This window comes from Gluconacetobacter brunescens, assembly GCF_048695475.1.
In the GTDB taxonomy this organism is placed as follows: Bacteria; Pseudomonadota; Alphaproteobacteria; order Acetobacterales; family Acetobacteraceae; genus Gluconacetobacter.
Window position 1 is genome coordinate 337,446 of the sequence record NZ_JBLHEN010000002.1, and the last position, 20,971, is coordinate 358,416.

Annotated in this window: 20 protein-coding genes; 4 read left to right on the forward strand and 16 right to left on the reverse strand. The window is 64.9% G+C overall.

Features of this window, described 5'->3' with window-relative positions; translation table 11 throughout:
- Nucleotides 1-114 precede the first annotated feature (114 nt).
- The 10 genes from ACMAUO_RS13815 to ACMAUO_RS13860 form a co-directional block, all read right to left on the reverse strand.
- Complete coding sequence (locus ACMAUO_RS13815; RefSeq protein ID WP_420357563.1) at nt 115-1,812, reverse strand: OprO/OprP family phosphate-selective porin; 1,698 nt, start codon at nt 1,810-1,812, stop codon at nt 115-117.
- A gap of 322 nt (nt 1,813-2,134) precedes the next feature.
- Nucleotides 2,135-3,139 carry a phosphate ABC transporter substrate-binding protein PstS gene (gene pstS, locus ACMAUO_RS13820; RefSeq protein ID WP_420357564.1) on the reverse strand — a complete coding sequence of 335 codons (1,005 nt, stop codon included), beginning with the start codon at nt 3,137-3,139 and terminating at the stop codon, nt 2,135-2,137.
- 86 nt (nt 3,140-3,225) lie between these two features.
- Nucleotides 3,226-4,521 carry an ATP-binding protein gene (locus ACMAUO_RS13825; RefSeq protein WP_420357565.1) on the reverse strand — a complete coding sequence of 432 codons (1,296 nt, stop codon included), beginning with the start codon at nt 4,519-4,521 and terminating at the stop codon, nt 3,226-3,228.
- A 39-nt stretch (nt 4,522-4,560) separates the two neighbouring features.
- A complete protein-coding gene (locus tag ACMAUO_RS13830; RefSeq protein WP_420357566.1) occupies nt 4,561-5,292 on the reverse strand; it encodes a response regulator in 732 nt (243 codons plus the stop codon).
- A 13-nt stretch (nt 5,293-5,305) separates the two neighbouring features.
- Nucleotides 5,306-6,001, reverse strand: coding sequence for a phosphate signaling complex protein PhoU (phoU, locus tag ACMAUO_RS13835; RefSeq protein ID WP_420357567.1), 696 nt, complete (start codon nt 5,999-6,001; stop codon nt 5,306-5,308).
- 26 nt (nt 6,002-6,027) lie between these two features.
- The gene (gene pstB / locus ACMAUO_RS13840; protein WP_420355741.1) at nt 6,028-6,801 is read right to left on the reverse strand and encodes a phosphate ABC transporter ATP-binding protein PstB; all 774 of its coding nucleotides are present in this window, start codon (nt 6,799-6,801) and stop codon (nt 6,028-6,030) included.
- A 31-nt stretch (nt 6,802-6,832) separates the two neighbouring features.
- The gene (gene pstA, locus ACMAUO_RS13845; RefSeq protein WP_420357568.1) at nt 6,833-7,747 is read right to left on the reverse strand and encodes a phosphate ABC transporter permease PstA; all 915 of its coding nucleotides are present in this window, start codon (nt 7,745-7,747) and stop codon (nt 6,833-6,835) included.
- A 4-nt stretch (nt 7,748-7,751) separates the two neighbouring features.
- The gene (gene pstC / locus ACMAUO_RS13850) at nt 7,752-8,690 is read right to left on the reverse strand and encodes a phosphate ABC transporter permease subunit PstC (RefSeq protein ID WP_420358269.1); all 939 of its coding nucleotides are present in this window, start codon (nt 8,688-8,690) and stop codon (nt 7,752-7,754) included.
- A 335-nt stretch (nt 8,691-9,025) separates the two neighbouring features.
- A complete protein-coding gene (locus ACMAUO_RS13855; RefSeq protein WP_420357569.1) occupies nt 9,026-11,608 on the reverse strand; it encodes an EAL domain-containing protein in 2,583 nt (860 codons plus the stop codon).
- A 669-nt stretch (nt 11,609-12,277) separates the two neighbouring features.
- Nucleotides 12,278-12,472, reverse strand: a complete 195-nt coding sequence (locus tag ACMAUO_RS13860) for a hypothetical protein (protein ID WP_420357570.1) — start codon at nt 12,470-12,472, stop codon at nt 12,278-12,280.
- Between the two features lie 190 nt (nt 12,473-12,662).
- On the opposite strand from ACMAUO_RS13860, the gene ACMAUO_RS13865 reads away from it, so the two are divergent.
- From ACMAUO_RS13865 to ACMAUO_RS13880, 4 genes are all read left to right on the forward strand, one after another.
- The gene (locus ACMAUO_RS13865; protein WP_420357571.1) at nt 12,663-12,797 is read left to right on the forward strand and encodes a hypothetical protein; all 135 of its coding nucleotides are present in this window, start codon (nt 12,663-12,665) and stop codon (nt 12,795-12,797) included.
- 149 nt (nt 12,798-12,946) lie between these two features.
- Nucleotides 12,947-13,624, forward strand: coding sequence for an SH3 domain-containing protein (locus ACMAUO_RS13870; protein WP_420357572.1), 678 nt, complete (start codon nt 12,947-12,949; stop codon nt 13,622-13,624).
- A 76-nt stretch (nt 13,625-13,700) separates the two neighbouring features.
- Nucleotides 13,701-13,946 (forward strand): hypothetical protein, encoded by a 246-nt coding sequence (locus ACMAUO_RS13875; protein WP_420357573.1) that lies wholly within the window; start codon nt 13,701-13,703, stop codon nt 13,944-13,946.
- A gap of 93 nt (nt 13,947-14,039) precedes the next feature.
- Nucleotides 14,040-15,845 carry an amidohydrolase gene (locus ACMAUO_RS13880; protein ID WP_420357574.1) on the forward strand — a complete coding sequence of 602 codons (1,806 nt, stop codon included), beginning with the start codon at nt 14,040-14,042 and terminating at the stop codon, nt 15,843-15,845.
- A 12-nt stretch (nt 15,846-15,857) separates the two neighbouring features.
- Here ACMAUO_RS13880 and ACMAUO_RS13885 read toward each other — a convergent pair whose 3' ends face one another.
- The 6 genes from ACMAUO_RS13885 to ACMAUO_RS13910 all read right to left on the reverse strand — a co-directional run bounded on the left by ACMAUO_RS13885 (nt 15,858) and on the right by ACMAUO_RS13910 (nt 20,968).
- A complete protein-coding gene (locus ACMAUO_RS13885) occupies nt 15,858-16,136 on the reverse strand; it encodes a hypothetical protein (RefSeq protein ID WP_420357575.1) in 279 nt (92 codons plus the stop codon).
- Between the two features lie 254 nt (nt 16,137-16,390).
- Entirely contained in the window at nt 16,391-17,428 is a 1,038-nt protein-coding gene (locus tag ACMAUO_RS13890) for a glycosyltransferase family 4 protein (protein WP_420358270.1), read from the reverse strand.
- Between the two features lie 72 nt (nt 17,429-17,500).
- The gene (locus ACMAUO_RS13895; protein ID WP_420357576.1) at nt 17,501-18,325 is read right to left on the reverse strand and encodes a UDP-2,3-diacylglucosamine diphosphatase; all 825 of its coding nucleotides are present in this window, start codon (nt 18,323-18,325) and stop codon (nt 17,501-17,503) included.
- A 78-nt stretch (nt 18,326-18,403) separates the two neighbouring features.
- The gene (locus tag ACMAUO_RS13900) at nt 18,404-18,703 is read right to left on the reverse strand and encodes a hypothetical protein (protein WP_420357577.1); all 300 of its coding nucleotides are present in this window, start codon (nt 18,701-18,703) and stop codon (nt 18,404-18,406) included.
- The gene (locus ACMAUO_RS13905) at nt 18,703-19,350 is read right to left on the reverse strand and encodes a cytochrome c oxidase subunit 3 (RefSeq protein ID WP_420357578.1); all 648 of its coding nucleotides are present in this window, start codon (nt 19,348-19,350) and stop codon (nt 18,703-18,705) included. Before ACMAUO_RS13905 ends, ACMAUO_RS13900 begins: the two co-directional genes overlap by 1 nt.
- Nucleotides 19,343-20,968, reverse strand: coding sequence for a cytochrome c oxidase subunit I (locus ACMAUO_RS13910; RefSeq protein WP_420357579.1), 1,626 nt, complete (start codon nt 20,966-20,968; stop codon nt 19,343-19,345). Before ACMAUO_RS13910 ends, ACMAUO_RS13905 begins: the two co-directional genes overlap by 8 nt.
- Nucleotides 20,969-20,971 lie beyond the last annotated feature (3 nt).

Consider the following 20,971-nt stretch of genomic DNA (forward strand, 5'->3'; position numbering starts at 1 on the left):
CTGTCGGGAAAGGGCGCAAAGACAAAGGGCGCGCGGATCCGGATCCGCACGCCCTTTGCAAGAAGCATCAGGAAGCAATACGCGCCCCGGCGCGCATTGCCATCCAATCGTCCTTCAGAACGTCGCCTGCACGCGGGCCTCGACCGAGTCACCCGTGCGACCAAGCGTATTCGTCGTCTGCTGGCTACGCGACACGATGAAGTGGCTGTAGTCCGCCTTGATCGCGAAATGGCGGTTCGGATACCAGTTCAGGCCGCCCTGCCAGACCGTCTGCTGGCCACCATTCACGCCATAGTAGTTGTACTGCTTGCCGCCGCTGATCGCCGACGGATCATGCGCGTTATCGTTCAGGTCGATCACGCTGTAATGACCGACGACTTCCAGGGCACCCCACTGGTTGTGAGCCGGATCGAACTCCTGCGTCTCCTTGACGCCAGGCGCGCCCCACGCACCTTCCTTGTAGTTATACATCCGGGGCGTGCCGAAGATGGTATAGGCAGCCGAACCGTACCAACCCTGGAAATGCAGCGTCGGCAGGGTCGCCTGCGAACGCTCGATCCCAACATTGTAATACTCGCCCTTCACGAGCAGGCGACGCCAGCGAACACCGAGTTCCGGACCGGCCGCCCAGACATGCGAAACGAATGGAATGGTGCCGGTGGCAGACATGCTCCCTTCACCGATATCGAATTCCGGACGCTGGCCGAATGACGTCGTGCGGTTATTGGTGCCCGTACCCTGGATCTTGAACGCCGAGATCGCCGAGATGCCCATATGCACATCCCAGTCCTTCGTCGCGATCGGCCGACCGGCCGCACGGAAGACACCGCCGGTCTGGCTGTCGACGACCGAACCGCTGCCACCGCCATAATAGGTCGCGCCGTTGTCGGACGGGTTACGATGGCCCCATTCCTGACCGGTGAAATAGCCGGCAATCCACCAACGCTTTTCGTAATGCATCGCACCAACGCTGAAGCGCGCATCGCCGGCGGCGATGTTGCGCACCATGTCGGTGATGCTCGGGCGCTCGAGCGTCATGAAGTCGTTGGAGCTTTCCGCGTCCTCTTCGGTCACGCGCGGCTGGAAGTAACCAACCGTCAGCACCGTGTTGCGCAGGCCGGTATAGTTCAGGTTGCCTTCATACAGGCCGACGTAACCGTCATTATGATTGGCACCGAAGTCCGGCGTAACGGCGGCGACCCAGTTCTTGTAACGGAACATGAAGGGAATACGCAGGCGGCGCTGGTTGGTCGTAAAGGCGTTGAACGCGCCTTTCGCCTCGTTGCCACGCGGATTGTTGGTGATGAAGCCACCGAAATCCTCATGGAAGGCCAGGCCGATCGACAGCGCATATTCGCCGTCCTTCGACTGGACCGTGAAGCGCCCGTTGGGGAAACCGATCTTCATGCCGCCGACGGCAACTTCTTCATCGCTCTTCGTGGCCGCCTGGAAATCCTTCCAGGATTCCACCACGGCGCGATCCGACGGCGGCGTGCCGGCACCGGAGGCATTCAGTACACCAACGCTGGGCCGGACGGCATCGCCGATGTTGATGTCATGCGCCATGCGATTGGACATTTGCGAACGGTGCGCCGCAGCAGCCACACGGGCGGTCCGGGTGGTCGTGGTCTCGGGTTCGTTCAGGCGAGATTTCAGAGCCTTGATCTGGCTCCGCATCTCCAGCATTTCCCGGCGCAGTTCGCGCAATTGCGCGTCCTGTGAGTCGGCAGCCATGGCCGGATGCATATGGGAGACGGTGCCCAGCAATGCAGTGGTGCAGAACAGGGCGGAAAGAGAGGATCGCAGACGCATGTCATCCGTTCCGAAGGAGAAGATGACGACTTCGTAAACTGGCCTGCTTTCTTTCGGTGTGATGATTTTATAACTGACTCATGACAGAACGATGACAAAACGCCTCAAGTCATTGAAATTACAACATACATATACTGTTGCAAACACACAACACCACGAGCGGAACAAGCAGCGCCCGATAAGACATTTGAAGTATGACAAAAATATTTAACAACCACTGCCAGCAATTGGACAAAAAACAATCCTCTCCCGACAGGATAAGACCAATAAAAAAGGCGGGGACCGAGATCCCCGCCTTTTCCACATCCAAGAGGCGCGCCTGTTACCAGGCAGCGCGCACAGCGGCCTTCACCGAGGCCGGCAGAACCACATAGTCCAGGCGGCGGGCAGCCGAATCACCATTATCGAAGGCCCAGCCGAAGAATTTCCGTACCGCAGCACCTTTGCCCGCGTCCTTCGGCGGCTTCGGCACCAGCACATAGGTCGCGGAAACGATCGGCCAGGCGCCCTGGCCCGGCGTGTCCAGCAGGTCGACCGCGAAGTTCGTAGCACCCTTCCAGTCGGCGGCACCGGCGGCCTTGGCAAAGCTGTCGAGGTTGGCGGTGACGAAATCTCCGGCCTTGCTCTTGAGCTGCACCGTAGTCATGTGGTTGCGGCTGGCATAGGCGTATTCGACATAGCCGATACCGCCTTCAGTGTTGCGGACCGAGGCCGCGACACCGTCATTGCCGCGGGCGCCCACGCCACCCGGCCAGGCGATCGAGCTGCCGGCACCGGCCGAGTCATGCCAGGACTGCGATTCACGCGACAGATAGGAGGTGAACACGAAGGTCGTGCCCGAACCGTCCGCACGATGGACCGTCGCGATGGGCAGGTCCGGCAGATTCAGCCCCGGGTTCAGCGCGGTGATCTTCGGATCGTTCCACGAGGAAATCGTACCCGCATAGATATCGGCCAGCACATCACCCGTCAGGCGCAGCGCATTGGCGCTCACACCGGGGATATTCACCACGGGCACGATGCCGCCCATCACGGTGGGGAACTGGAACAGCGAGCCTTTTTCGAGCTTGGCGGCGTCCATCGGGGCGTCGGACGCACCGAAATCGACCGTGCCGGCCAGAACCTGGTTCTGACCCGCGCTGGAGCCGACGCTCTGGTAGTTCACGGCAACGCTGGTGGCGCTCTTGGCGGCCGCACCCCAGGCTTCATAAATCGGGGCGGCAAAGCTGGAGCCCGCTCCGGTGATGTCGGCGGCGTGCGCGACGGAAATGGCAGCCGGACCAGCCGCGATCATAAGCGCGGCAAGGAATTTGACAGGACGACGCATCGGGTTCCGTTCCTGGACGAGCGTGACAGACAAACCCGGCAACGGCCACAAGGTGATGCGGCCCGCTTCTCCCGGGTGTCCCCCTCCTAGCCCGGATCAGCCGGCTGAGGGAATGATGTGTCTATGACAGTTTCATGACGTTTCGAAGACACGCCATCCCCGAACGGGAACCAGACGGTAAAGGCCGTCCCTTTCCCCACCTCGCTCTCCACCGTCAGCCGTCCCTCATGCCGGTCGATGATATGCTTGACGATCGCCAGCCCCAGTCCGGTCCCGGTCCGCCTGGCCGAACTGCCCTCCACGCGGTAGAAACGCTCGGTCAGGCGCGGCAGATGGCGCGCCTCGATCCCCGGCCCGTTGTCGGTCACGGTGAAGGCGATCCCCTGCCGAACCCCGCCCCCCAGGCCCGGCCCCTGGATCTTGCCCGCGCCCACCACGCCCATCAGCGCCGCCGGCACCGTCTGGCGCACGCGCAGGCCGATCGTCACCGCGCGATCGCGTTCATCCGATCCATATTTGATCGCATTCTCGATCAGGTTCAGCAGCACCTGCACCACCTGGTCGGCATCGCCGGCAAAATCCGGCAGGCCGGCGGGCAGATCGACGTCCAGGCTGGCCGGCCCGCCATCCAGCAGGGGTGCTGCCTCGTCGCGCACCCGCGCGACGATCGCGGCTGGGCTGACCGTGCCGCGCGGCTTGCGATGCTCGATCATCTGCACGCGCGACAGCATCAGCAGCCGGTCCAGCAGGCGCTGCATGCGGGCCGCCTGCCCGGCCATGACGCCGAGAAAACGCTGCTGCGCCTGCGGGTCGTCGGCGGCGGGGCCACGCAGCGTCTCGATAAACCCCATCAGCGCCGCCAGCGGCGTGCGCAGTTCGTGGCTGGCATAAGCCACGAAATCGGTCCGCATGCGCTCCAGCGCATCGCGCTCGCTTCCGTCCTGAAGGGTCGCCAGCACCACCGACTGGCCCGCCCCGATGCTGATCCGGCGGAACTGCCCGCGCACCGCACGGCGGATCGGCACATCCAGCATCATATCCACTTCGGCCCGGTCACCATCCCGCAATCCCAGCACGGCAGAAAGCGGTGCCGGATGCCGCATGATCGCACCGAGGCTGTCGCCGAACAATTCCCATGCGCCCGGCCCCGCATGCAGGATTCGCCCCCCGGCATCCAGCACCAGGACGGCCGCCGGCACCAGGTCCAGCGTCTCGATCATCCGCGACAGCACATCGGTCGAGGGCGGCGCCGCGTGCACGGAATCCCCCCTGGCCACCGACATGGTCGCGGCACGCCGGCTGGCGATCATGCGCCACCCCATGACGCCTGCCGCCAGCACGCTCATGCCCGCCACGATATTTTCGGCCACGATTGCGGACATGGTTCAACTCCCGGCGCGACGCGCGCGAAGGCCCTGCAATCAGGGGCGCGGGTCATCCAGGGCATAGCCCGCGGCCCGGACGGTCCGGACGATATCGCCCTCTCCTGGCCCGTTCAGGATCAGGCGCAAGCGCCGGATATGCACATCGACCGTCCGCAGTTCCACATGCACTCCACGCTCCCACACCCGCTGCAACAGATCCTCGCGCGAGAAGACCTGGCGCGGATTGCGCAGGAAGAACTCCAGAATCCGGTATTCCGTGGGCCCCAGGGCCAGCGCACGCCCATTGCGCTCGGCCCGATGGGCAACGGTATCCATCGTCACATCGGCAAAACGCAGAAGCTGTTCCAGCGGCGGAGCCCGGCGCAGCAGCGCGCGGATACGCGCCTGCAACGCCTCGATGCTGACGGGCTTGACGACATAATCATCGGCACCGACATCAAGCCCACGGATATTGTCGGCCTCGCCGGCCCGCGCGGTCAGCATCAGGATCGGCAACGCGCGGGTCGCCTCCTGCTCGCGCAGGCGCCGGCACACATCCAGCCCCGACAGGCCGGGCAGCATCCAGTCCAGAATCACCAGGTCGGGCCGACGTTCAGCAACCCGCGCCAGCGCCTGATGGCCGTCCTCGGCCACGCCGACCTCGTATCCCAGTTTTTCCAGATTATACCGCACCAGCATCAGCAGCGCGTCATCATCCTCAACCACCAGGACATATGTCCGCCGGCCGCCGCCCGCACCTTCGCCCGTATCCGTCATCGTACCCGACATCACTTCACTTCCATCATACCACCGGGAGGCCACGCGGCCTCGCCACCGGCAGTTGCTCCCCCGTAGCGGCAAAATAGACCCGCTCGGCGATATTGGTGGCATGATCGCCGATCCGCTCCAGATTCTTGGCGATGAACAGCAGATGGGTGCAGGACCGAATAGTGCGCGGGTCCTCCATCATATAGGTCACCAGCTCGCGGAACATGGCGGTATAAAGCTCGTCCACCGCCGCGTCCGACTGCCAGACCTCGACCGCGCGCTCACTGTCCTGCTGGCTCATGGCATCGATCGCCCGGCGCAAATTCTCCTGCACCAGCCGCCCCATGGTGCGCAGGCCGCCCGGCGAAAGCCGCGCATCCCCGGCATCCAGCCGCAGGGTGCGGCGCGCGATGCTGGCGGCGCAATCGCCAATGCGCTCCAGATCGCCCGAGATCTTCATCGCCGCCACGATCTCGCGCAGGTCGCCCGCCATCGGCGCCCGCAGCGCCAGCAGGCGGATCGACAAGGTCTCGATCTCGCGCTCCAGCTCGTCCACCTGCGGATCGCGCTCCGATGCCTCCATCGCCGCGTCCTCGTCGCGGTCGACGATCGCGGCCATCGCCATCGCCATCTGGCTTTCGACGATTCCACCCATGCGGACCAGCATGCCCCGGACCTGGTCCAGTTCCTGCTCGTAGCTGCTGACGGTATGCGCCTGTTCCTTCACCATGCTGCCTTTCCCCCTGCCCGCCGAACTCAGCCGAACCGGCCGGTGATGTAATCCTGGGTGCGCCGCTCGCGCGGGGCGGTAAACATGCGGTCGGCACTGTCCACCTCCACCAGTTCGCCCATGTAGAAGAACGCGACCCGATCCGCGCAGCGCGCCGCCTGCTGCATGTTATGCGTCACGATTGCGATCGTGAACTCGCCCTTCAGTTCGTCGAGCAGTTCCTCGATCCGCGCCGTCGAGATCGGGTCCAGCGCGCTGGTCGGCTCGTCGAGCAGAATCACCTCCGGCCGGGTCGCGATCGTCCGCGCGATGCACAGCCGCTGCTGCTGCCCGCCCGACAGCGCCGTCGCCGACGCCCCCAGCCGGTCCTTCACCTCGCCCCACAGCGCCACCCGCCGCAGCACGTCCTCCACTCGCGCGTCCATCTCCGCGCGCGACAGCCGCTCATGCAGCCGCACCCCGAACGCGATGTTCTCGTAGATCGACATCGGAAACGGCGTCGGCTTCTGGAACACCATCCCCACCCGCGCCCGCAGCACGTTCAGGTCGAGGTCCGACGACAGGATGTTCCGCCCGTCGAACAGCACCTCCCCCGTCGCCCGCTGGCCCGGATAGAGGTCATACATCCGGTTCAGCACCCGCAGCAGCGTCGATTTCCCGCAGCCCGACGGCCCGATCATCCCCGTCACCCGCCGCGCCGGGAAATCCATCGTGATGCCCTTCAGCGCGTGGTTCGCCCCATACCAGAAATCCAGCCCCCGCACCGCCAACGCCGCGTCCTGCATCACCGTCCCATCCATAAATCGTATTCCCAACCCGTCAGGTTCAGCGTCAGCGCCCGGAACCGGCCTGCCGGCTCCACAGCCGCACCAGCACGTTCAGCGCCAGCACCCCCGCCGTGATCAGCAGCGCCCCCGTCCAGGCCAACTGCACCCAGTCGTCATAGGCCGAGCCCGCATATTGATAGATCGCCACCGGCAGGCTCGCCATCGGCGCCCCGGGGTCCAGCGACCAGTTCATGTTCCCCAGCGAGGTGAACAGCAGCGGCGCCGTCTCGCCCGACACCCGCGCCACCGCCAGCAGGATGCCCGTCAGCACGCCACCGCGCGCCGCCCGCAGGCACACCTGCAACACCACCCGCCATTTCGGCGCCCCCAGCGCATAGGCCGCCTCGCGCATCGTCAGCGGCACCAGCCGCAGCATGTCCTCCGTCGTCCGCACCACCACCGGCACGAACAGCACCGCCAGCGCGATCGCCCCCGAAAGCCCCGAGAAATGCCCGAACGGCATCACCAGCAGCATATACACGAACAACCCCACCAGGATCGACGGCGCCGACAGCATCATGTCCGACACGAAGCGCACCAGATCCACCACCCGGCCGTCGCGCGCATATTCCGACAGGTAGATCCCCGTCAGCAGCCCCACCGGCGTGCCGATCGCCGCCGCGAAGCCGGTCTGCACCAGGCTGCCCACGATCGCGTTCGCCAGCCCGCCATTGCTCCCCGGCGGCGCCATCGCATGCACCAGCGTACCCCATGACAGGCCCGGCAGCCCCCGCACCAGCAGCGTCAGCAGGATCGACCCCAGCGCCAGCAGCACGATCGCCGTCGCCGCGATGCTCAGCCCCGTCGCCACCCGGTCCACCAGCCGCCGCCGCAGCGCCAGCCCGCCCGGGCGGTTCCACCCCGTCCCCACGGCCGCACCCGCCGCACCCGCCATCACCGCGCTCCCTGTCCCGTCCATGCGCTCAGGCCCCTCCCCGGCGCAGCAGCAGCCGCGAGCAGGCCAGCGTCAGGAACGAGATCACCATCAGGATAAACCCCAGCGCCAGCAGCGACGCCAGTTTCAGGCTCCCCGCCGGGCTCTCGGGAAATTCCAGCGCGATCAGCGAGGCAATCGTGTTCCCCGGCGAAAACAGCGACCAGCCGATCCGGTTGGTGTTGCCGATCACGAACGTCACCGCCATCGTCTCGCCCAGCGCCCGCCCCATCCCCAGCATGATCCCGCCGATCAGTGCCGGCCGCGACCAGGGCAGCGTCACGCTGCGCATCACCTCCCACCGCGTCGCCCCCAGCCCATAGGCGCTCTCGCGGATCTGCGCCGGCATCGCCACGAACACGTCGCGCATCACCGCGCAGACGAACGGCGTCACCATCACCGCCAGCACCAGCCCCGCCGTCAGCATCCCGGTGCCGTAGGGCGCCCCCTGGAAGAACATGCCGACCCCGGGAATGTGCCCCAGATGCACCCGCGCCCAGGGCTGCACGTAATGCGCCATCACCGGCACGATCACGAAGAAGCCCCACATCCCGAAGATGATCGACGGCACCGCCGCCAGCAACTGCACCGCCATCCCGATCGGCCCCGCCACCATCGCGGGCGCCATCTCGACCAGCCAGAACGCGATCCCGAACGCCAGCGGCACTGCGAATACCAGCGCCAGCAGCGTCGTCATCACCGAGCCGAATACCGGCGCCGCCGCCCCGAAATGCTGCGTCACCGGGTTCCACGCCGTGCTCCACACAAAGCCCGGCCCAAACGAAGACCACGCCGAAAGCCCGCCCCACGCCAGTACCGCGATCAGACCGCCCAACAGGGCAAGCATCAACCACCCCGAGAGCCGCACCAGCCCCGCGAACAGCCGGTCACCGATCAACGTGTCTGTATTCCGTCCCACCGGAACCATGTCCCGGGATCGCGGCATCTGCTGCATCCATTTATTCCCGATGCCGTCCTTGGTCCGTTCATCCAATACATTTCGCCCCAGCGGGCTTCAATCGGACAGGATCGGAAGCGCAATTAAGTTTTTATGACATCCCACGCCGTTTCCATGGGCGTCTGTTCCAGACAGGCCGAGGATAAGCAGGATGCGATGGCCGCCACGCAGTGTTCGGCACTTTCGCAGCTGTCCTTGAGGCATCACGGGTGTCGCAGGAAACAAGACATGAAAAGCCGACATCCGGCCGCGCTCGTCGGGCCCTTTGAAACAGCCCCCGAGGCCATGCCGACCGTGCGGCCCGGTTACGCCGCCGGAAGCCGCACCAACCCGGTCGCACAGGATTGCTGCCACGTACGGACCCAATCCGGCAGATGCTCCGCCTCCAGCGGATGAGAGATCAGGAACCCCTGCACCACCGGGCATCCCAGTTCATCCAGAAGTGCCAGCTGCTCTTTCGTCTCGACCCCTTCGGCGACAATCGACATACCCAGATTGCGCCCCATGCCGATAACGGCATTCACGATCTGGCGGCTTTCCGGCACCCGATCCATTCCGTCCACGAAGCTGCGGTCGATCTTCACCTCGTTCAGCGGCAGATTGACCAGATTCGCCAACGTGGAAAATCCCGTGCCGAAATCGTCCATCGACAGGCCGACTCCCAGCGCCCGGATAGCCCGCGCCGCCTCGATCGTGCTGTCCAGATCGGCAATCATCGTGCTTTCGGTCATTTCCACCATCAGGCGGCCGGGCGGAATGCCGGTTTCCTCCAGGATGGCGCCGATCATCGCGGGCAGGCCCGCCTCGCGGAAATGCCGCGCGGACAGATTGACCGCCACCGACGGGATCGCGATCCCGTCCGCCATCCATTGCGCCATCTGCCCACAGGCCTGGCGCAGCGCCCATTCGCCCAACGCCTCGATCAGGCCGGCTTCCTCGGCCAGCGGGATGAAGCGCACCGGCGAAATATTGCCGCGCACCGGGTCATGCCAGCGCGCCAGCGCCTCCACCCCATGAATAGCACCCGTATGAGGCGAAACCTGGGGCTGATAGACCAGCCGCAACCGCTCGGATGACAACGCGGTCCCCAGCACGCTGCTGAGAATGACGCGATCATGCGCCCGCTGGTTCATCGCCGGGCTGAAGAATCGGTAGCAATTGCCGCCGGCATCCCGCGCGCGCGAAACGGCGATCCGGGTATTGCGCAGCAGCGTGTCGACGGTCCTCCCCTTCTCGCTGCCGGCGCAGATACCGATGCTCACACTCGACGTGACAGGCAGGCCATTGATCATCAGGGGCTCCGCCATGGCCCGCACAATCGCTCCAGCCATCACCGACGCATGATCGACCGCGAGAAACCCGTCCCCATCCACGCAGCATCCCGGTCCCATCGGCGTGCGGCCACAGCCGGTCACGATCGAAAACTCGTCCTCGCCGGTACGGGTCAGCGTATCGTTCCGCCCCACCGCACGTTTCAACCGACGCGCAACCCTCTCCAGCAGTTCGTCCGCGCCGGCGCCCCCCAACCCGTCGCGAATCGTCCGGAACTGGTCGAGATCGATCGCGATCAGGGTCAGGCCACACCAGCCCGGCCTGTCCTGCAGGCCCGCCAGATGGTCACGCAGCCACGTCCGGTTGGGCAGACCCGTCACCGCATCGTAATGCGCCAGTTGCGCGATTCGCGCCCGGGCGCGTTCCTGCTCGACCGCCAGCGTGCAGAAATGGATGCAGGCATCCACAACCCGGCGCTGCCAGAGCGTCGGCTCCCGCCGGTCGCGGAAATACAGGGCCAGGCTCCCGGCCACCGTGCCGTCACGCAGGCGCACGGGCACCGACCAGCAGGCGATCACCCCCAGCGGACGCACCGCGTCGCGCAATACGGGCGTCCAGCGCGGATCGATTTCGATATCGGGTGTCAGAATCTCATGGCCTGAATAGATCGCCGCCCCGCAGGTCCCCACCATCGGGCCGACGGACATTCCGTCGCAGGCCGAGGCAAACGCTTCCGGCATCGCCCCGCGCCCGGCCATCCAGGCGGTTCCCTCGTCCGTCACCAGCAGGATCGACACCAGGACATCCGGCGAAATCGCCTCCACCCGCCTGCAGATCAGCGACATGACATCCGTAAAGTCCGTCGCACCGCTCAGGGCCGTCGTCACATCCTGCCGGAGACCCTGCAATTCCATCGCCTGGGTCTCGTCCGCCAGGAGAACGATGACATCGCCATCGGCCGCACCATCGTCCCGCACCGGACTCACGGCCGTGCTGAGCCAGATCTCCCGCCCGGCTCGCGACCGCGCCCGCAGATCGATCTCGAATGGCCTGCGGGCACGCAGGTTATACCGGAACTCGCGCAGGACCGGCATATCGGCTTCGTCTGCCGACAGGGCAATCGAGACATCCCGCAACAGGACATCCTCCGGACGATAGCCGAGCAGATGCGTAAAAGCCGGATTGACATAAGTGATCCGGTCCAGCCCATCGAGGACCATCACCCCCCGGCCGGTCCGGTTGACAACGGTGGAACAGAGCTGCCCGGCCTCACGCCGCCCGACCGCCTCGGTCACGTCACGCAGCGTGACGACCCACGCAGACCCCCCGGCCGCATCGCCGGACGCGACGACCGCTTCCAGCCAACGCACCGGACAGCCGGGCAGGGAGAGAGAGAATTCACGTGGTGTCGGACCAGATGCCAGATCAAGCGCGGGCAACATCTCGCCCACGGGCTGCCCGACCCATGAGGCAGCCTGTACGCCGCACATCGCTACAGCCGCGTCGTTGGCGAAAACCACCATGCCACCGCCGTCGACCATGATCACGCCATCAGCCAGCGCGTTCAGAACCGACGAAAGATATGACGGCCCACTCTGCAACGCCGGCTCTCCCATGAATCACTTCTCCACCCTGCGATCACCTCGCGCAGGACATTCCGGACTGCTTGGAGACGATAGCGACCACCAGCCTACCCGACCCGATACCCGGGGCTTCTTATTCCATATCGGCGACTGCCTGCAATCTTCGGCAGATCATGTTTCCGCACTTTCTACACATACCAGCCATACATCAAGTAAAAACGCAGCATGACATAGCTCAATACACCCTCCGTCACTTGGGCATATAGGCCATTGAGCCGGCAGAGAAAGTTGGAGGCACCGTTTATCTTGTCCTGTTGCAACAGGCGGCAACCTCAACACGTACAAAGACCCCCCGCACGCCGCCCATCAGGTCAAGATGCGGCAAATAGGCATGTGTCCCTGCACCAACAGCCCATTTATTATTTCAAAATATGTTTCCAGACAATGATCTTAGGGTAACAAGACTGCAACAATAAAGGTATAATCCTAATCGGCGATCAGATTCGTCAAAGCCCGCACTGAAATCGCGACGCAGGTCCGCGCAACGTGGCCGCGATGAAGACACGCCGCACCAGGCAAATCAGACTGCGGAAATAATACCGCCCGACCGGCCGGAGAGCCTGTCGCTCCCCGGCATGAAATGCAGAATATGATGAAATCAACAACGATGTTCGCCAGAACACAGGCCGGATGGCAACGCCGTCAGCCCGGACTGGCGGACTGGGCCGGACATTTGGCATATCGCCCTTTTTCATCGCGGCATTTGACAGGTTTCGGCTTGGGGCAGGCGGTAAACTTGCCCTTGGCGTCCCGACACGGCGCGACGGCGGAAGCCGGTGCCGAGGCACCAACCAGCGCCACAACGGCCAGGCTCGAAAGAAGCAGGCGCAAACGCATGTGCATTATCCTGATTACAGAGAGGAGAGACACCAGCATGCCCGCATTGCCCGGCGCCGGACAAGAGAATCCATGTCGATGGATCGTGCGGATGTGATCGGGTCACATGCCTTGTTCCCGCGGCGGCAGATCCCAGATCCAGCACTGGGCAGACCAGGTAAAAACGACCCTCGGCAACAAGGAGGCAGTCATGGCCCATACGATCACACGCGGCGTCTCCGCCACGCCACCCCGCTCGATCGGTTACTGGACCTTCATGGTCGGCGGGATCCTCACCCTTTTGGTGTTCTATGCTGGCATCCTGCTGTTCGGGCAGGCCTGGTAGCAGGGAGGATGGCGCAGTCCGCGCGATAGCCCGCCGCCATCGCGGAAGGACTTTCCTTTTCCGGAAAGCCTACTCAGTCCGGCAGCGCACGATCCATGGCCGTGGTGCGGCCGATGCGCTCCACTGCGCCGTGCGGAGCCAGGAGACCGATGAGACTCAGGGCAACGATCATCCTGTCCGCCCTGGCCGCGGGCATCGGCCTCACAGGGCCGGCCCTCGCCGCCCCAGGCGTGGTCATGGATGGCACCGATATTTTTGCCGGCCCATCCCCGGCCTACCCGGTAGTCGGGGAGCTACCGCCAGGCGCCCCCATCGAAATTTTCGGGTGCCAGCCGGGCTGGGGATGGTGCGACGTCGCCGGCGGCCCCTATCGTGGCTGGGCGCCTGCCGAGCGGGTCCAGCTTCTCTATGGCGGTTCCCCCGCCCCCCTGAGCGCGTATGGCCCCATGATGGGCCTTCCCCTGATCGGTTTTGCCTTCGGCGATTACTGGGGCGCGCATTATCGCAACCGCCCCTGGTTTTCCAGTTACGATCGCTGGGGCGGCGGCAGCCGGGGCGGCCAGGGTTTCCACGGCGGCGGCCCTGGCCGCGGTTACGGCGGACCGGGTGGCGGTTTCAGGGGCGCAGGCCCCGGGCCGGATGGCCACCCCAGGGGAACATCTCCCGGAGGGCCAGCGGCGGGGTGGGGCGGCCGAGGCGGGCCGCCGCCAGGAGGCAACCGGGGCGGCGAGCATCGGAACGGCGGCATGCCCCATTCGAGGTCTCCTGGCGGAAACAACCACGGCCACGCCGGCGGTGATGGCCACGGAGGCCATCATGGCGAATAGTTCTCGTGTTTGTGTCCGAACTTTGCTGATATGTCCGGGTTGCATTCCGGACATCCTGGACAGGAGGACAATGTCGATGACACACGCGGCCGGCATCATCGGGCATATCCTGGTCCGTGACTGGATCGGCGCCAGGCACCCAGCCTGTGCCGACGGTCATCACGACGCGCCTCCGGCACAGCCGCCGGAGAAGTCCCGTCGCAGGGAATGGCAAGGCTGGGCACGCAACCGCAGGACCCTGTCGTGGCCCACCTATGTCGCCTCGGTGCGCCAGATGTCGGCTGGCCTGTCACGCCGCGTCGCCTTCCGCCGACAGCGATAATCAACACGCAATCCCGCGCCTCGTCCTCATTGACACATCGCAACATCCGGCTCCTCATGGTGGCGCATCACGTCAACAGCCATCCGGATCGCCATGCGCCGCGCCTCGCTTCTTCCGCTGTCCATCCCCTGTCTCCTCGCCGCCCATGCGGCCATTGCCGCCCCGGCGCCCTCGGCGGACATCCTGCTGACCAACGGCACGATCCGCACCATCGACCATGAGGACAGCACGGCCGAGGCCCTGGCCATCCGTGATGGCCGCGTGATCTGGACCGGCTCCAACAGCGATGCGCCCGGCCACGCCGATGCCCATACCAGGACCATCGACCTCAAGGGCCATATGGTCATGCCGGGGCTGACCGACGGCCACATGCACCCGCTGGTCGGCGGCCAGAACCTGGTCGGCTGCTCGCTGGACTATCTTCCGCTGACCGCCGACGCCTTCACTGCCCGCATCCGTGCCTGCGCCGCCAATCCCGCCTATCGCACGGCGTCCGGCTGGCTGGTCGTCCGCAACTGGTTCCAGGAGGCGATGCAGCCCGCTGGCCTGCGCATGACCAAAGCCGCGCTCGATTCCATCGACAGCACGCGCCCCATCATCGTCCTGTCCTCCTTCGGTCATTCACTGCTGGCCAACAGCGCCGCCCTCCAGCGCGCCGGTATCACGGCCGCAACGCCCAATCCCACCGGCGGCCAGGTCGTCCATGGCCCGGACGGGCAGCCGACCGGAATCCTCGAGGACACGGCGCTGGATCTCATTCTCGCCGTCCTGCCGCATCCCACCGCGCAGGAAAATGTCGCGGCGGCGGCGGCGGCCCTCGCGGCCATGCGGGCCCAGGGCATCACCGGCTTTCTCGACGCCTGGGCCCTCCCCGAGGATCTGGACTCGTTCACCGCCCTGCAGAAACAGGGCAAACTGACCGCCCGCGCCCATTTCGCCCCCCTGATCGAACCCGCTCAGGGCAAGGATATCACCGGCGACATCAAGCGCCTGACCACGATCCGCGCCCGCTACGATCAGGGGCCTCTCACTCCCGCGCCCACCATTACCGTGCGCAACGTAAAACTGTTCATGGATGGCGTGATCACCGCCCCATCCCAGACCGGCCTGCTGCTCGCCCCCTATCTGGTCAACAAAGGCACCAAGGACCACCCGGACTGGCAGCCCGGCCCGTCGAGTGGCCCCGTCCCTTATTTTCCACTGGAAACCCTCAGCCCGCTGCTGAAGGCCCTCGTCACGGCCGGATTCGACCCGCACATGCATGCCGATGGCGACGGCGCGGTCCGCCTGGCGCTCGATGCGATCGCAGCCACCCGCACGGCGCTGCCCGCCAACGATTTCCGCCCGGCGATCGCCCATGATGAAATGGTCGATCCCGCCGACATGCCGCGTCACCGGGCGCTGAACACTATCCCCGTCCTGTCCTTCCAGTGGGAAAAACAGGCCCCGGACACCACGGAGGGCGTGCTGCCCTATATCGGCCCCGCCCGCGCCCGGTCTCTCGAACCCGCCTCGCAACTCGAACAGGCCGGCGCCCGCATCGCCTATGGCAGCGACTGGCCGGTCGATCCGCTGGATGAATGGTTCGCGCTCAAGGTCGGCGTCACCCGCACCAACGCGCCCGCCGCCGGCGCCCGATACAGCAAGCCGCTGGGCACCGAACCCGGCCTGTCCCGCGCCAGCGTAATGCGCGCCATCACGATGAATGCAAATTACGAACTCCGCTCCGACCCAGTCGCCGGCTCGCTCGAACCCGGAAAATTCGCCGATCTCATCATCCTGGATCGCGACATCGCCACCATCCCCGCCGGGCAGATCGCGGACACGAAAGTCCTGCTCACCATGGTCGGCGGTCGCATCGTCTACAGCACCGGAACCTTCAGTCCACCGGTCAGATAAGGCCCGAACACGTCAATGCACCGGCACGCCCGCTGTCACCAGCAGGGCGTGCAGCAGGATCAGCATCAGCACCACACCGATCAGAACGGCGAAAACACCCCCGAACAGGCGGAAGGCGCTAATCGCCAGACCAACCAGCAGGATGATCAGAAGCGCCGTCTGCAACTCGCCCCTTATGCCCACGCTGGCCAGAATCTCGCGCGCCAGATTCTCGATCGCGGCGACGGCCGTCAGGATCAGGCCGAATAATCCCACCAACAGGCCAGTGACGACGGCAATGGCGCCTTCCATGACGATTCTTCCTTCCTGACGGCGCCGGGCCAATCCTCGGCATCCAGCCCCGTTAAGATGTTTTCAGCCGCCGGTCCACCCGCCTGGATCACCCTTCACCAGAAACGCCTCACCCGGCCGCCCGTTCAACGCGCGACATTATTCAGCATCCGGCAAAACCCCGCGATAGGATACTCCCTCTCCTCACGTTCGACGTCACAATGCTGCCGGGCTAAGCCAGATAGGCCGCCCGGCGCACGATCCCCGCCAAACGCTCAGGCCGTGCGACCGGCCCGCTGCGCCCGCATGACGGCATCGAGGAACATACGCGCACAGGCCTCCCAACTGAACCGGGCGGCATGGGCCCGGCAGGCGGCCCGATCCCCGCGCAACGCGGCGAGGATATTGCGCCGCAGGTCCGGCCCGATGGCCCCCACAGCCGAGACCCCCGGCGGCAGGATATCGCGCGGCCCCGTCACATCGAAGGCCGCCACCGGCACGCCGCAGGCCAGCGCCTCCAGAATCACCAGCCCGAACGTGTCGGTCACGCTGGGAAACACGAACACGTCGCTTGCCGCATAAGCCGCCGCCAGATCCGCGCCGGTCAGGTAGCCGGTAAACAGCACATCCGGATAGCGCGCGGCCAGGGCCACCCGGTCCGGCCCGTCTCCCACCACGATCCGGGTGCCCGGAAGATCCAGCGACAGAAATGCCTCCAGATTCTTCTCCACCGCGACCCGCCCCACATAGAGCAGATACGGGCCCCGCACATCATACATTGCATGCCAGTCGATCACGGCGGCATCGGGATGAAACCGGTCGGCATCCACCCCCCGGGTCCAGCATTCCAGATGCGCGAAGCCCCGTTCCCGCAATTCCTCAAGCATGCTGGCGGTCGGAACCAGCGTCAGCGCCGCCGCGCCATGAAACCAGCGCAGGAAGCGATAGGACAGCGCCATCGAAAATCCCGTGCGGGCACGAATATATTCCGGAAACCGCGTATGGAATGACGAGGTAAAACACTGCCCGTTGCGCAGCGCCCACCCGCGCGCCGCCAGCCCCAGAGGCCCTTCGGTCACGATATGAATCGCATCGGGCCGGAATTTTTCGATCAGCCGGTTCAGCCGGCCGCCGGGCAGGATGCACAGCCGGATCTCAGGATAGGTCGGGCACGGCACGGTACGGAACAGATGCGGGCCGATAATCCCGACCGTATGCCCCATCGCCTCCAGCGCATCCCGCAGGCGGGAGACGGTGCGCACCACGCCATTGACCTGCGGATACCAGGCATCACTGACCATCAGGATACGCAAGGGCTGCTCCGCGAGGCCGCAATGCGGCGTGCCCTCAGGCGGCGCGATGGCGGAAAGCACGTCCACCGTCACTCAGGCACCGGCAAACGAACGCGCTGCCAGCGGCGCGGCCACGGCAAACCGGTTGCACATATCGGTCACGTCCAGAAGCGCCATGCTGCCGTCATGATGCTCCACCAGCGCGCTGCAACTTTCGACCCAGTCGCCGTCATTCATGTACAGCACGCCGTCCAGATCCTTGATCACGGCATGATGGATATGGCCGCAGATCACCCCGTCCATGCCCCGGCGCCGCGCCTCGTCCGCCACGGCGGTCTCGAACCGGTCGATGGCCATGACCGCGCTCTTGACCTGCCGCTTCAGCCATTGCGACAGAGAGCGATAAGGCAGGCCCAGCCGGCGCCGCACCAGGTTGAACCACCGGTTGACGACCAGCGCCAGCGTATAGGCCCGGTCCCCCAGCATCGCCAGGAAGGGGGCATAGCGCACCACGCTGTCGAACTCGTCCCCATGCAGCACCAGGAATTTCCGTCCGGTCGCGGTCACATGCTCGGCCTGGCTCCGCAGGCGGATCCCCGCCACTTCCAGTTCATGCGGCAGCCAGCGCCGGAACATCTCGTCATGATTGCCGGGAATGTAGATGATTTCGGTCCCGCCGCGCGCCATGCGCAGGATCAGGTTCAGCACATCGTCATGATGACGGTTCCAGAACCATGACCGTTTCAGCTTCCAGCCATCGATGATATCGCCCACCAGATACAGGCGCTGGCAGGTCATGTTACGCAGGAATTCCGCCAGCAGGTCGGCACGGCAGTCGCGCGTTCCCAGATGGACGTCCGAAACAAAGACAGCCCGATAGCTGGCGGATGCGAGTCGATCGTTCAGAATCACGTTCATCGCAAGCGGCACACCCTGATGAAGGACGCGCCTTCTCTACCCGCATCCGCCCGTTTCCTTCGTGTATCTTTGATGAAACTATCCGCTCACTATCGGAGCAGGCACGGACGGCGCGGTTCCGGGCACCGGAACGGTGGTGCGGGTAAAACTGTCCAGGCTGCCCAGCGCCAGCAGGATCGTCAGCCAGAACAGCCCCCCGAGCGCGAAGATGATCGCAAGCGGCGGCCCGCGCAGGATCTGCATGAAGCCCAGCACGATGACCAGAACCATCAGCACCGCCGCCACACAGACGGCGATACCAAAGCCCGCCCAGGTCGCCGCCAGTTCCCCCGCCAGCAGCAGGACCAGCATCCCCCAGCAGAGCGCGATGCGGGCCATCACACCCGCCCGATCAGATAGAGCAGCGGAAACAGCAGCATCCAGATCAGGTCGACGAAGCTCCAATACAGCCCCACGACATCGACCGGCGTGCTCCACGCCGGACTGAACGCCCCGTAACGGGCCTTGCGGCAGACCCACAGGATCAACCCGATCCCGACGACCATATGCATGCCATGCAGGAAGGTCGCCAGGAAATAGAAGCTGTAGAACAGGGCCGCCGCCCCGGAATCCGGCCCATGAAGAGCAAAATGCGGCCCCGGAAACAGGTTCTCTCGGAACTCCTCGCCCCACTCGATGCCTTTCAGAACAAGAAACGCCAGCCCCAGTACCGCGGCGCCGAGTCCCGCCCGCACCACGCGCCGATTGTCGCCACGCTGCCCCGCCTCCACCGCCATCGTATAAACCGCGCTGCTGGTGATCAGGATCAGGGTATTGACTGCTCCGATCACCAGGTTCGTATGGCGCACGCCTTCCCCCCACCCACCCGCACGGGTCTGCGAATAGACCAGACAGACCAGGAACAATCCGCCGAACAGCAGCGCCTCGCTGGCCAGGAACAGCCACATGCCGGCGATCGCGCTCTCGTCGCGATGCACCGGCGTCTCGTAGGGCGAATGGTGGTCCAGCACCGACCCGTCAGACATGATGCGGCCCTCCCGCATCCGCCACGCCGGTACGGGCATCCAGGTCGCCGTAATCATAGACATCGGTCGTCACGACCGGCGTCTCGGCGAAATTCTCGGTGGGCGGCGGTGACGACGTCCGCCATTCCAGCCCCGTCGCGCCCCACGGATTGTCGGGCGCCCGCGCACCACGAAACAGCGACCAGCCGAAATAGACCAGCGGCATAATATAGGCGACGGCCAGAATCCCCGCCCCTGCCGAGGAGAGCACGTTCAGGATCTGGAACTGCGCGGGATAGGTGGCATAGCGGCGGGGCATGCCTTCGAATCCCAGGATGAATTGCGGAAAGAAGGTCAGGTTGAAGCCGAAGAAGATCAGGGCAGCCGCCAGCCGTCCCCAGATTTCGGGATACATCCGGCCGGTGATCTTGGGCCACCAGTAATGCAGCCCGCCGAAATAGGCCGACACCATGCCGCCGACCATGATGTAGTGAAAATGCGCGACCACGAAATAGGTCTGCGTCAGATGCACGTCGGCGGCCAGCGAAGCCAGGAACAGCCCGGTCAGCCCCCCCACGGTAAACAGCCCGATGAACCCCATCGCATACAGCATCGGCGCATCCAGCCGGATGGACCCGCCATGCATCGTCCCCAGCCAGTTGAAGACCTTGATGGCCGACGGTACCGAGACGAAGAAGCTGAACATCGAAAAGACGATCGCCGAGTAAAGCGATTCCCCGGCCACGAACATGTGGTGCCCCCACACGATGAAGCCGATCGCCGCGATCGAAACCGATGACCACGCCACGAAGCGATAGCCGAAGACCGGCTTGCGGCAGAAGGTGCTGACGATCTCGCTGACCACCCCCATCCCGGGCAGGATCATGATGTAGACGGCGGGGTGGGAGTAGAACCAGAACATCTGCTGGAACAGCAGCGGATCCCCACCCAATGTCGGGTCGAACACCCCCACCCGGAACAGGCGCTCGAACGCGAGCAGAAGCAGCGTGATGCCGAGCACCGGCGTGGCCAGCACGAAGATGACGCTGGTCGCATACAGCGCCCACAGCATCAGCGGCAGCCGGTACCACGTCATCCCCGGCGCCCGCAACTGATGGATGCTGACGATGAAATTCACGCCGGTCGCAATCGAGGAAAACCCGTTCAGGAAAATCCCCAGCACCACCGGCAGCACCCTGCCCTCGGTATAATCCGACGAAAGCGGGGTATAGAACGTCCAGCCGGTCTCCAGCCCACCCCGGAACAGGCCGTAAAGCACCAGCAGCCCCGACGCCACGAACAGGTACCAACTGATCAGATTGAGGCGCGGAAACGCCAGATCACGGGCGCCCAGCATCAGCGGCACCAGGAAATTGCCCAGCGTCACCGGAATCGACGGCACAAGAAACAGCCAGACCATCACCACGCCATGCATGGTGAACATCCGGTTATAGGTCGCGTCGGACAGGATGGCGCCCGTCGGTTCCAGCAACTGTAGCCGGATCAGCGCCGCACCGACCCCTCCCAGCGCAAAGAAGGCAGTGATCGACCCCAGATAGAGCAGGGCGATCCGCTTATGATCGCGCGTCAGCAGCCAGGATCGCAGGGTTCCGTCCTGCCAGAGATAGCTTTCCGACATCCC